This is a genomic window from Brucella rhizosphaerae (assembly GCF_002252475.1).
In the GTDB taxonomy this organism is placed as follows: domain Bacteria; phylum Pseudomonadota; class Alphaproteobacteria; order Rhizobiales; family Rhizobiaceae; genus Brucella; species Brucella rhizosphaerae.
The window spans coordinates 316,119-328,479 of sequence record NZ_NNRK01000035.1 but is presented as its reverse complement, the minus strand read 5'-3'; the positions used below and the strand labels follow the sequence as shown (position 1 = coordinate 328,479).

Genomic DNA, 12,361 nt, shown 5'->3' with positions numbered 1-12,361 from the left:
AATTATCCTCTGTAATAGCTGATATACATATAACCAACCTGTGGTTGTGTGACCTGATTGCGCGTGTATTGCGCCACTCCCTACAACCGGCATTTTTCCTGCTAGCACATTCAACCGGCACAAAAGCTTTTTGCCTGTGGCGTCCAATTTCCGAAGCCTGTGGCGATCATATTTGTCATCACACGACACACATATCGCTTCTGCGCGGGATCATTATTCGGACCCGCATGATAGCGTGCCACGGCCATCGTCCAGTTACCTTCCCGTTCACGAAGACGCTTCAGAAAGCGTGCCGCATAATCCACGTTGAGGCCTGGTTGCAGCATCGCTCCGACGGATGGAAATTCACGCGAATGATAGTAATGATTGATCTGCATGCAGCCCAGATCGATTAGCTTTGCACCCTCGGCGTGTACTTGGGTGAAACGTCTTAAAGCGGCAGCTTGTGAAGGAAAGAATTCGGCCCGGCCCTCAATATTCATTGCATAGGGCTGGAGTGAATTCTTACGTCCGGTTTCGGTCAACCCAACGGCATAGAGAATACCAAGTGGTACATCATAGCGGACAGAGGCTCTGTGCATTTCGCGTTCGCAGACATTCTCTGCTTTGGCTGTTGCTGAACTAGACGACCAGACCGCGATTATGACCACCAAGCCCCAGAGAAGCTTCGCGCTCATTGGCATCAGCCGAAGCACGCGTGCGGGTATTGTTGCGCTCAGTCTGACCGGGTTCGCCATTTTGTCTGCCCTCTCCACCCATGAACTGCGTTTGCGACTGGCCCTGCGCATTACCCCGATTATCCGAGCCATTCTGCATGTCGAATGATTGCTGCCCTTGCTGCTGCGTGCCTGCCTGCTGATGGCCTGCACTCTGGCTTGCCGACGAATGCTGCACTGCGGCAGTGGCACCGCGCTCTGTGACCGTTACAGAAATCTTCGCATCATCGGCGACACCGGCAACCTTCAATGCCTTTTCGATCATTGAACGATCAGCTGCCAGCGCCTGCGCGCCATGCGCTTTATCAGCAACCAGATGCACTTCCACGCCATCGGCGACAAGACGAATACGCGCAGTCACTGCGCCAAGCTCCACCGGGTCGAGCCTGATCTGCAAAGTCTTCACCGCACCGAAGCTTCGCTCGGACAAAAGCTGAATGTCAGCGATGCGCGCTGCTGCGGTCGAGGTCGATTGAGCAGGAGACTTCACATCAACGACTGACGCTGATTTCGCACTTTGCTGCGGTTGTTGCGTGGTCGGACGATCTGGCTCAGCACCATCAGCCAGCGGAATAGAAGCATCGGACTTGAGCGTACTTGCAGCACTATCCGAGGCATTATCGACGGGCTGATCGTTAGATGCAGCAGACACAGTGGAGCTGGTGATATTTTCGCTCTTCTGGGCATTCTTAGGATCAATCAAGGCTGAGGCCTTCTTGTTCGCCTGAACGTTGCTCTTCTGATCCCTTTTCGGTTCCGCTTCAGCCATTGGCATATCAGTAGCAACGGCGCTCGTTGTTTCAGAAGCGACCTCACCCAGATCTGCGAATGCCGACATATTCGCATCCGGCTTGACCGTACTGCCGCCCGCTAAAGCCTGTTTTTCACCCGTCGCGGTCGTTAAGCCTGCGGCGAGGACAAGCAGGTTCTGTGATACGCCAAAGGCAGGTGACTGGGTCGGAGTTTGAGCCGCGGCTTCACGTTCCGTCTTATCGCTATCGTCCGACTGCGTATCGTCCTTCTGCTCGCTATCTCGCGACAACTTGTTCTGCGGCTTTTCAAGAAGCGCGCCAAAGATGTTTGCAGGCTCGGTTTGCTCCTGGTTTTCACCATTCGCTTTCGCCACAGTGCCCTGCTGGGTACCTGTTGCCTTGGCAAGCGAAGCCAATCTTCCAGCCGTATTGAGCAAAACATCTACGCTCATTGAATGGTCTTTCCTAGCAGGGCATCAATCTCCGCAAGCTTGCGCCGCGCGTCATCCATGGTCTTCTGCAAATCATCTTCTGCTTTTGCGGGCGAGGATGGCTTCCATCCAACCGCTGGCGCAACGTCCTGAGCCTCAGTCAATGCTGGCTCTTCTTCAGCATCTGCGATCGGCATTGCAGGAATGTCGGTCTCGCTTTTAACTGGCTTTGCCTTATCCGCCGTCGCAGTGGGCGTACGCGTGACAACCGACCCCACAGCCTCCGCCGCCTGCAAAAGCTGCCTGTCACGCTCCTGCAAGCGATCTGGTGAAATCTGCGATAGTTCCCGCAAGGCGTCTCCAGCGGAATCTGACGCCACATCGCTTGCCGCCGCATAGAGGTTGGCCCGGCTTGGATCAGTCTTCAGATGTTCAGCAAGTTTACGTGCCTCACCCGACATGAAACGGGCTCGCTCAGTCTGGCCGTTCACCAGGGCACCGCGCGCGATTTGCAAATAGAGCGAATATTGCATAACCGGATCGGCAGTACCGATAAGCTTTACCAGCTCTGCATTGCCTATACGGTCATTGAGCTTCAACGCGGCATCAACGAACTGTTTCATGAAATCACGCATGTAGGGCGAACGAGGAAAGCGCTGCAGATAATTGCGCGACAACATGCGTATCTTGTCAGCATCGCCCAACTTGGCCGCAATCGGCATAGAGCGACGGATTGCAGCCTCTTCAAAAAGCGTTCCCGGGCTCTCGAGCCGAACCTGATCAAGCCGCGTGAGGGCTGTGGCAGGATCAAAGGCTGTCATCTGGCTCGCAGTCACCAGAATGATGGAGGATCGCAGCTCTGCCGGCAGCTTTTGCGATAGCGGAACTGAAAACAGTTTCACAACTTCGATGTTCTGCCCCGAAGCATACGCCAACGCGCCTTTAACAAGTTCTAGCGGCACAGTTTCGGTATCCACGCCAGCCAATACTTTGCGTACGGCCTCCGGATTACCGCCATTGAAGAGATAGATAATTGCCGCGTAAATATTCTCAGGCTTCTCCCACACTTCCTTTGGAGCGCGCTCCATGTCGGAACTGACGAAAATGAGAAGCCTGTTGAGCATGACTACTGCTTCGGGTTTTCCCGAGACCAGCTGGTCCTGCAACATGCGCAGCGAACGAACGAGCTTGTACGGCTCGAGAACCGGCAGACTGCGTGGCGCTTCCGTTAAAGGTGTCTGGGCATAGGAAACCGTTCCCCCGCTGGCCAGCGGAAGGCTCGCAACAAATGCCAGCAAGGAACGGGCCACCAGTTTCTTCATGGATTGGACTTGAGGAAAATGTCGATGCGACGGTTTTCAGCGGCGTTCGGATCAGCTGCGTTCTTGGGCTGACGTTCAGCATAGCCTTCAACACGCAACACGCGCTTCTCATCCAGCCCGCCACGGACCAGCATGTAATAGGCCATCTGTGCACGTGCGGATGACAGACGCCAGTTATCATAGGTCGCGCTCTTGAAGGGGCGTGCATCAGTATGACCACTGATGATGACTTCGCCTGGCTGGCGCGAAATAACCTGTGCAATCCGCTCGAGCATCTGCACGACCCGCGCATCCGGCTTGGCCGATCCGATAGTGAACATGCCGAAATCAACCTTGTCAGTCAGCTGGATCATTACACCGCCGTCAACAGGAACCACGGTCACGTCTGGCATAGGCTCAGCTTTCGCGGCCTTGCCTCCATCGGTTACGGTCTCTCCGTCTGCGGCTTTCTTCAGATCAGAAATAAGCTGCTCCTGGCTTTCGGCAGGCTTTTCAACCGCTTCCTTCTTTTCCTCGACCTTCGCATCGGCAGTTTGCTGCGGCGGCGTTGCAGGTGCTGCTTCCGGCTGCGTCAGTTCTTCTGCAGCCTTGCTCGACCAATAATCCGGGCTGAATGGATCACGATAGGCATCACCACCATCGGCACCGGTTTGGGTGCCTGCCTGTGAACTGCCGCCCTCGCCCTTCGTAGACTGATTCTGAAGCACACCCGTCTCATGCGCGAGCTCGGACAAGACCGCATAAGGTTCGCGGAACATCCGGCTTTCTTCCTGCTCAAGCGGCAGAGAAGCTGCGCTGTCATTGATGACTTTGGTGCTGTTCTCTATCTGCTGGTCGCTCTCGAAGCGAACCTTGCCGTTCTGTTCGTCGATATCCTGCACACCTTTGGGGCTCGAATGCCGGTCCATCAGTTTGACGGGATTGAAGTAACTGACAACAGCAGCCTTGCTTTCCTCATTTGCAGCATTGATGAGCCACATGACGAGAAAAAACGCCATCATTGCAGTCATGAAATCGGCATAAGCGATCTTCCAGACGCCACCATGATGGCCGTCATCATCATCGCGCCTGCCGCGACGAACGATAATGATTTCGCGTTTGGTTTCCGGATCGATGCTCATCCTGCGGCAACCCTTAGTTCTTCCAGAACTGGTGCAACGCGCGTTTCAAGCACACGTTCACCAAAGGAAAATGAAAGTTCACCCGATGCTGTTTCCGTAAACCGGCATCCGGTTGGCAGTAGGTCGGCATGCTCCCGCAACGGTTCAAGCAGATGCGGCGGCCCTGCTATTTCCGGCGCTTCCCCCTCAAGAGCAAGCGTACTGATACGCTGCGCGAAACCAGAAACTGCATCGCGTTCCAGCTTTGCTGCGAGAAGAGGCGCAAGAACATCGGCAATCTGTGCTGAAAGGTTGTGTTCCAGACCGCTCAACGCGTCCGTCAAAGCGCCCGCCAGCAGGACTGCCTGTTCGCGGGAGAAATTGGCACGCAATGCCTCGATTTCAGCTTCGTGTTCACGCAAAAGCCTGGTCTTTTCGGCCTCATACAATGCCTCAGCTTCCTTGTGACCGTCTTCGCGACCGGCCTCGAATGCTGCCCGCTTCTCTTCTTCAACCGCGATGATGCGAGCAACTTCAGCCTGTTCGGCAAAAGCCGCCTTTTCTGCCGCTGACGCGTCTTGCACATCTACGCGTCTGGGATGCTCGGCAAGCGGCAAAGGGTGTACGGGCGCCGCAATAATCTCAACCGCATCGTCAGCAATCGGATGCGTTGAAAAATCTGGAAGATAGCGGCTGAGGGCGAGCGTGCTCATAATCAGGCTGCCTCAAGCTCCGGCATGACAGACCGCTGCGTCGATGCGGCTTCCTGCTTAATCGCAGTTTCATGAATCCATTGCTTAAGAACGGCAGCAACACGCTCCTCGTCCATCTCGATCATCTGCTCAAGACGCAACTTGGCTGGCATACGCATGCGCTGGCGCAAATCACTGAGACTGGTTTTCATCTGGTCGGCATAGGCTTCCGGTCCACCGATCACGGCCTTGGCACCTTCACCTGCAATTGCCTGCTGTGTATCGCCGACGAAATTCGGGGCGCCGACATCACCAGCTTCACGCAGAGCAACCTCAGTTCCTGCCGACTTGGCATTCTGGTCGCGCAGCAGCGGACGCACACCGAACCAGATCAGGAGCGCAACAGCCGCAAGGATCGCAAGTGCGTTCACGTAGGAACCGCTCTGACGCATCAGCTGCTCAGACCATGGCGTCGATACCGGGTCCATATCCGCACCTGCCGGATTGAGGAAGTTGACAGCAGTCACGTTGATCACATCACCACGATCAGCATTCAGACCGGCGGCGGTTGCAACGAGATCGCGGATTTTCAGAATCTGCTGGTCAACAAAATCGGCGGGCGGCGGGGTCGTTCCAGCAGTTTCAAGCAGACGCGCCTGATCAATGACCACGGCGATCGACAGACGCTTGACGGCATAGCCATCGCTGACCGTTGAAACAGTCTTGGTGTTCATTTCATAATTGGTCAGCTCTTCACGACGATCGGTCTTTTCCGTGGAGCTTTCGCCATTGCGGTTCTGAATTTCTTCCTGCGGAATATTCTGCTCAACACCCGTCGCATTATCATTGCGGGCGTTGCGGGAATCTCCGCTCTCACGAACAACCCGGACGGAACGTTCAACCCGCGATTCAGGGTCAAAGCTTGTCTCGTTGGTCTGGCGGCGGTCCGTGTCCAGCGAAGCCTGAACGCTGCTCTGGAAATGGCCGATACCAAGATAGGGAGCGAGCGCCTTACGGATGCTTTCGTCCACATTCGAAGCCACTTGCTGCTCAAGTGAGGCGGTCATGAGCGCCGCGCCATTTGCAGCGTCGCCAGCGGATGCCAGCAAACGTCCATTGGTATCAAGAACAGTCACGGAAGATGCATCGAGCGACGGCACTGCGGCAGCAACCAGCTGGCGGATCGACTGAGCGGATTCAGCAGCAAAGCCGCCTTCAGCACGAATGACGACGGACGCCGAAGGTTTCTGATCACCGCGACGGAAAGAGCCTTTTTCGGCCAGAACAATATGGACGCGTGCAGCCTTAACGCCGCGAATAGCCTGAATGGTGCGGGCAATTTCGCCTTCAAGCGCGCGAACGTGGGTGATTTCCTGCATGAAGGAGGTCAGGCCAAGTGAACCCATATTGTCGAACAGCTCGTAACCCGCATTGTTCGAGGTTGGTAAACCCTTCTCAGCCAGATACATGCGGGCCTGCCCAGCCTTACCGATAGGGACAAGCAATGACGAGCCGTCAGATTTGACGTCGAACGCGATTCCCGCTTCGCCGAGCGCCAGACCCATGCGGTTGACGTCATCGCGTGAAAGGCCAACATAAAGCGTTTCATAGGAGGGGCGGCTCAGATAAACGCTTGTATAAAGGATTGCGCCCATCAATGCAGCTCCGACAAGTCCGAGCGCTATAAGCTTTCGCGCGCCAAGCTTGCCGAGCGTTGCCTTAAGCTGTTCGAGTAATTGCTGGAAATTCTGCTGCATCGATACCACCGCCATCCTGATGCGAGCAAAATAGATCGCGAAGCTTGCGCGAAAGTGTCGGCTTGGATGAAGAGGTCATTTAAAAAGAAGAAGGGCGCGGAATGAACCCCGCGCCCTCCAACATAAGCCGTATCAGCTAAGTGATTAGCCGCGGAACAGCGACAGGATCGACTGGCTCGACGAGTTAGCGATCGAGAGAGCCTGAACGCCAAGCTGCTGCTGAACCTGCAGAGCCGACAAACGAGCCGATTCCTTGTTCATGTCGGCATCAACGAGCGTACCAACGCCCTTTTCAACCGAGTCGCTGAGCTTGGAGATGAAGCTCTTCTGGGTGTCGATGCGTGCCTTAGCAGCACCAAGCGAAGCTGCACCAGTGGTGAGCTTGTCCAGAGCAGTTTCAACCGTTTCCAGAGCAGTCTTGATAGCAGCGTCATCAAGCTTTGCAGTCGACGGATCGAAGAAAGTCGCGGCAACGAGATCGCCAGCGATACCGCCGGTACCGGCTGCATCGGCAAATACCTGTACGTCAGCAGCAGCAACGTCAACGGTGTCGATCGTTACAGTGGTGCCGGTACGGTTGTAAGATGCAACAACCTTAAGGTCCGAAGTTGCAGCTGCATCATTTACGAGCAGGTTCGAACCAGCGTAGTTCGCGTTGCTCGCTGACGACTTGATCTGCGACTGGATTGCCTGAAGTTCGGTGGCGACCTTCTTCTGGTCTTCCTGGCTGGCGCCCTGAGCGCTAACCAGAAGCGACTTCATCTTGTCAACCTGGTCCTTGATGTCGTTGATTGCAGTGTATGCAGTGTCAACCTTGCCTGCGCCGAGGCCGAGAGCGTCCTGAACAGCCGAGTTGGCCTTGTTGTCGGACTTCATCGATGTTGCGATCGACCAGTAAGATGCATTGTCAGCAGCTTCACCGATGCGCAGGCCGGTCGAAATACGGTTCTGCGTGGTTTCCAGCGACTTGTTGGTCGAGGAAAGTGTCTGAAGAGCGGTGAGAGCTGAAGAGTTGGTAAGAATGCTAGCCATTGTAATGCCCCTTGGGAAAACAAACTGAGGGACAGGCCGGATTTGAAGTTACCGGCATAGGGGAGCGGCGTCATGCCTGTCTCCACGAAACGCGCGGAGACCCACTATGAGTGCTACCTCTATAACCCAATTGTTAAGAATATATTAATAAAATGTCGATGTTTTTAACGTTCTGCATTTTTGCAATGCAAGCCGCACCCAGATGCTTAACAACCTCTTGATTTAGCACCGTGAACGCCCCGAAACATTCCTATGCTTCGAGGCTAAATTCACGAGAATGATCGTATCAGGCTTCCCACGAGGATATTCCAGCCATCGATCAGCACGAAAAACAATATCTTGAACGGCAAGGATATCACCGTCGGCGGCAACATCATCATACCCATAGACATGGTGAGTGTAGCAACCACAAGATCGATCACCAGAAATGGCAGAACGATCAGAAACCCGATCTCAAAACCGCGACGCAATTCCGAAATCATGAAGGCTGGGACCAGCACGCGGAAATCGACAATACCGTCTTCACCTGTGCGGAATGCCGGATCGGCGAGATCTTCAAACAGGCGCAAATCCTTGTCGCGCACTTCGCGCATCATGAACTCGCGAAACGGGGTCGAAATCTCACGAAAAGCCACTTCCTGTGTAATCTCGTTGCGCATCAATGGCTGCACGCCATTGTTCCAGGCGCGATCAAAAACCGGAGCCATGACGTAGAACGTCATGAACAATGCCAGCGAAATCATCACCATGCTCGCAGGCGCGGTCTGTAGTCCAAGCCCCGAACGCAAGAGGGAAAACGCAATTGCAAAGCGCGTGAAGCTCGTGACCATGATCAGCAGACCAGGCGCTACCGACAGGACAGTCAGAAGTCCGAAGAGCTGCACGATCTGCCCGCTCGCGGCCCCACTGCCAGCAGGCAGAAGATTATCCAGCGACAGGGCCTGTGAATGAGCAGCAGAAATAAATGCCAGCGTCAGCAGGCCAGTAAGGGCAACAATCTTTTTCATTCTACTACCAGCGTCGAAATGAAGACACGGTCCACCGCGCCTTCCGAACGCATCCGCGCCCTCTCTTCAAGATCGGCACGCAAATAAGCCAGCCCCGCCGCCCCTTGCAATTGCATGAGGTTGACGCTGCGCAGGAAGCTCATGAAGTCATCGCCCACACTTGCTGCAACATCTGCGGGAATTTCACGGCCCGGCTTTGCAACAAGTGAAGCCTCCAGCCGGACCCAAGTGGTCTGCGGGATGCCAAGATTGGTAACGATCGGCTGCAATGGCACGATTGTTCCGATGGAACGGGATTCGAATTCACCCTGTTTCGGCTTGTCGTCTTTCGTTGTCGACCTGGCAGCAGCTTGCTGATCGGCGGAAATTACGCCGCCAAGATACCAGCCGCCACCGCCGGCAATCGCGGTCAGCACAGCGACGGCAGCCAGCAGCCCCACCATGGAGGTCTTTGCTTTGCCGTCTTTATCGATTGCTGTATCGCTCATGCCTGCTCAACTTCAGAACGGAGAAATCTGATCGAGAATCTGCTGACCGTATGGCGGCTGCTGAACCTCGCTCAGGCGCCCGCGTCCCCCATAGGAAATGCGAGCTTCGGCGATTTTGTCGTAGGAAATTGTATTGTTTCCGGAAATGTCGCGCGGACGCACAACACCCACGACATTCAATACGCGCAGCTCATAGTTTACGCGGACTTCCTGCGAGCCTCGAATGATCATATTGCCGTTGGGCAATGTGTCGGTAACGATGGCAGCGACCTGCAAACGAATGTCTTCGCTGCGTTCGATCTTGCCTTTGCCCTTGGATGTACTGTTGGAACGGGTATTGACCGATGCATCGATATCACCGCCGCCAGCTGCGCCGGAAAGACTGCTGGTGTCGAACGACGCGCCACCACCGTAAAGGCCTTTCGACACACGCTCGCGGTCGGTCTTGTTATCCATATTCGCCCGATCATTGATCGAGATGATGACGGTCAACACATCCCCGGGCTCAGCTGCACGCGGGTCCTTGAAAAAATTGGTCGATCGCTGATCCCACAATGAATACGACGCCTTGCTCGGACGAGCGGGGTAGCCATTATATTGCGGATTGTTTTTCATGCCGAGATTGGCGGCAACCGGCGACAAGTCTGGCGCACGGCCGATTTCTTCGGGCTTCGTGGCACAACCTGCCAGAAGGGCCAGTATCGCTGTTGCAAGGATCGCTTTGTTCATGCTTCTCGTCATTGCACCGTATTCCCGGTTTCAGCCTGAGCGCTCTGAGCCCTGTTGGATTGAGGCGTTGCAGCCGTGCGCTGTGAACCAACAATGACCCGTGCAAGCTTTGCCGCCTTCTCAGGCGGCATTTCATTGAGAATGATACTCGATACCCGTGGGTTGAGCTTGAGGATCAAAGCGGCAGCCGCTTCATCACCGATAAGCGACATCTGAGCCGCTGCTGCATCGGGTTTCATCTTGGAAATGATATCGACCAGTGAATCCTGCGCCTTGCTGACGAACTCGTCACGACGCTTGAGCCACATCTCATATTCCTTACGCTTGTCTTCCAGCGCACGCATACGAGCTTCCACATCGGCCTTGAGGTCGTTGAGTTGCCTGGTTTGTAGCGCGAAGCGCGCATCTGCCGCCTGGTCATCGATATTGCCGCAAAACTTGCGGATTTCATCGAGATTGCCAATTGGCGCAGACGCCGCAAGCTGCTGCACGGCGGTTGTGGGTGCCACAGCCTTTGCAGACGTCGGGACAGGTGGAAGTGGCTGCTGTGCGAAAGCCGGAAGACTTGCACCAACGAGCAGTGCAAAAGCCGAGCCATAACGGATGATGTTTTTAGCCATGGTCATTGCACCACCAGTTCGGCATGAAGGGCGCCGGACGTCTTGATCGCCTGCAAAATAGCAATGATACCGTTCGGCTTAACGCCAATCTGGTTCAGGCCTTTCACCAGATTCTCGAGATTAGCTCCGGTCAGAATGCCAATTTTGGAATCGGCCTGATTGACGGCGATATCGGTGTTCGGTTCAACTTCCGTCTCGCCATAGCTGAATGGATCGGGCTGGACGACCATCGGCGTTTCTGTGACCCTCACCGTCAAACTGCCATGGCTGATAGCCACTTTGGAGATGCGCACTTTTTCGCCGATGACCACTGTTCCAGTGCGCTCATCCACCACAACACGCGCGACTTCATCGGTCGTAATTGGCAGGCCTTCAAGTTCCGCAAGGAAGCGCGCAGCAGGAACATTCTTCGGACGCTGAAGACGAATGGTTTTGGCATCACGTGCAATCGCCACCCCACGTCCGTAACGACGCTTGGCGAAAACATTGATTGTGTCAGCAGCGCGTACTGCAGTCGTGAAGTCAGGATCACGTAATTCGACAACCATTTCGCTGTCTTTGCCGAAATTGCCTGCAACTTCGCGCTCGACCAGCGCGCCATTGGGGATGCGGCCTGATGTCGGAACGCCTTGGGTTATGCTTGCGGCTTCGCCTTCGGCTGAAAAGCCTGAAACGATCATGTTACCCTGCGCAACCGCATAAATCTGATTATCCGCGCCCATAAGCGGCGTCATAACCAGCGTACCACCTTGCAGTGAGGTCGCATCACCAAGCGAGGATACAGTGATGTCAATACGCGAACCGGTTCCGGCAAAAGCGGGAAGATTGGCCGTCACGATAACAGCTGCTGTATTCTTGGAGCGGGTCGAATTGCGCGGTGCACTGATGCCAAGATTATCAAGCATGGCACGCATGGATTGCTCGGTAAAGGGCGAGTTGCGCAAGCTGTCACCACTGCCTTTAAGACCGATAACGAGACCATAGCCGACAAGCTGGTTTTCACGCACACCCTGAATAGTCGCAATGTCTTTAAGGCGCGCAACTGCGCTGCCCCTGCCAAGCTCGGCATAAGCCATTTTCGACGGATCACCACCAGAGCCGAGCCAGTCCGCATCAGCCTCAACGGCGTTGCCAAACTCACGCGCGTTTTTCGAGGACTCGTCGGCAAAACCAGCGATTGGCTGGAGTGCTATGACCAAAAGAGCGATCAGGGCTGCGCGCGTTTTTCTCACTGCATCCCCACCTGAATGCGACCATCGGCGAGCACAGTGCCTGACACGATGATGCCGCTGTCGATATTGCGAATTTTGATGAAGTCGCCGGCGGAACCTGATTCAAGCGGCGTCCCCATGGCGGTTATGACCAGCGTACCAGAAGTAAATACCAGCGGAGCAGGAACGCCGCGCTTCACCAGCGATGGTTCACCAAGTGCAGAAACGAGGATCGGTTTGCCCGGAAGCAGCGTCTTACGCGCTACTTTGCCTGTGGCCTGTTCCTGAGAGAGAACATACTGGCTTGCCGCTGGTGCACTGATGAAAAACTGCTTTTCCAGAAGTGCGGTATCGCTTACGATCTGACCAGGGTAGACGGTAGCCGATGGAACGACAAAGGCGATACGCTCGGCAGCGCTTGCGCCCGTCACTGCGAACAGCAGAAGGCCGGCGGTGATTGCCAGCCTTGTTTTCCGCGAAAGTGCCTTCGTATAACTCATCGCC

At 55.1% G+C, this 12,361-nt stretch carries 13 protein-coding genes; all 13 read right to left on the bottom strand.

Annotation, left to right across the window (positions count from 1 at the left end):
• Nucleotides 1–110: 110 nt before the first annotated feature.
• The 13 genes from CEV32_RS23155 to flgA all read right to left on the bottom strand — a co-directional run bounded on the left by CEV32_RS23155 (nt 111) and on the right by flgA (nt 12,357).
• Nucleotides 111–677, bottom strand: coding sequence for a transglycosylase SLT domain-containing protein (locus tag CEV32_RS23155; RefSeq protein WP_094579476.1), 567 nt, complete (start codon nt 675–677; stop codon nt 111–113).
• Entirely contained in the window at nt 622–1,920 is a 1,299-nt protein-coding gene (fliK, locus tag CEV32_RS23150; RefSeq protein WP_235818870.1) for a flagellar hook-length control protein FliK, read from the bottom strand. Before fliK ends, CEV32_RS23155 begins: the two co-directional genes overlap by 56 nt.
• On the bottom strand, nt 1,917–3,221 hold the full coding sequence (locus tag CEV32_RS23145; protein ID WP_094579475.1) for a chemotaxis protein: 1,305 nt from the start codon (nt 3,219–3,221) through the stop codon (nt 1,917–1,919). Before CEV32_RS23145 ends, fliK begins: the two co-directional genes overlap by 4 nt.
• On the bottom strand, nt 3,218–4,342 hold the full coding sequence (locus CEV32_RS23140; protein ID WP_094579474.1) for a flagellar motor protein MotB: 1,125 nt from the start codon (nt 4,340–4,342) through the stop codon (nt 3,218–3,220). The genes CEV32_RS23145 and CEV32_RS23140 overlap by 4 nt, the downstream gene beginning before the upstream one ends.
• On the bottom strand, nt 4,339–5,034 hold the full coding sequence (locus CEV32_RS23135; protein WP_094579473.1) for a hypothetical protein: 696 nt from the start codon (nt 5,032–5,034) through the stop codon (nt 4,339–4,341). The genes CEV32_RS23140 and CEV32_RS23135 overlap by 4 nt, the downstream gene beginning before the upstream one ends.
• A gap of 2 nt (nt 5,035–5,036) precedes the next feature.
• Entirely contained in the window at nt 5,037–6,785 is a 1,749-nt protein-coding gene (fliF, locus tag CEV32_RS23130; protein ID WP_094579472.1) for a flagellar basal-body MS-ring/collar protein FliF, read from the bottom strand.
• A 129-nt stretch (nt 6,786–6,914) separates the two neighbouring features.
• Nucleotides 6,915–7,802 carry a flagellin N-terminal helical domain-containing protein gene (locus tag CEV32_RS23125; protein WP_094579471.1) on the bottom strand — a complete coding sequence of 296 codons (888 nt, stop codon included), beginning with the start codon at nt 7,800–7,802 and terminating at the stop codon, nt 6,915–6,917.
• A 269-nt stretch (nt 7,803–8,071) separates the two neighbouring features.
• Nucleotides 8,072–8,809 carry a flagellar type III secretion system pore protein FliP gene (fliP, locus tag CEV32_RS23120; protein ID WP_094579470.1) on the bottom strand — a complete coding sequence of 246 codons (738 nt, stop codon included), beginning with the start codon at nt 8,807–8,809 and terminating at the stop codon, nt 8,072–8,074.
• Complete coding sequence (locus CEV32_RS23115) at nt 8,806–9,297, bottom strand: flagellar basal body-associated FliL family protein (protein WP_094579469.1); 492 nt, start codon at nt 9,295–9,297, stop codon at nt 8,806–8,808. The genes fliP and CEV32_RS23115 overlap by 4 nt, the downstream gene beginning before the upstream one ends.
• A gap of 12 nt (nt 9,298–9,309) precedes the next feature.
• Nucleotides 9,310–10,038: a flagellar basal body L-ring protein FlgH gene (gene flgH / locus CEV32_RS23110; RefSeq protein WP_094579468.1), complete on the bottom strand. Its 729-nt coding sequence runs from the start codon at nt 10,036–10,038 to the stop codon at nt 9,310–9,312.
• Entirely contained in the window at nt 10,035–10,652 is a 618-nt protein-coding gene (locus CEV32_RS23105) for a MotE family protein (protein ID WP_094579467.1), read from the bottom strand. Before CEV32_RS23105 ends, flgH begins: the two co-directional genes overlap by 4 nt.
• On the bottom strand, nt 10,649–11,878 hold the full coding sequence (locus tag CEV32_RS23100) for a flagellar basal body P-ring protein FlgI (RefSeq protein WP_094579466.1): 1,230 nt from the start codon (nt 11,876–11,878) through the stop codon (nt 10,649–10,651). Before CEV32_RS23100 ends, CEV32_RS23105 begins: the two co-directional genes overlap by 4 nt.
• Nucleotides 11,875–12,357 (bottom strand): flagellar basal body P-ring formation chaperone FlgA, encoded by a 483-nt coding sequence (gene flgA / locus CEV32_RS23095; RefSeq protein ID WP_094579509.1) that lies wholly within the window; start codon nt 12,355–12,357, stop codon nt 11,875–11,877. The genes CEV32_RS23100 and flgA overlap by 4 nt, the downstream gene beginning before the upstream one ends.
• Nucleotides 12,358–12,361: the final 4 nt, after the last annotated feature.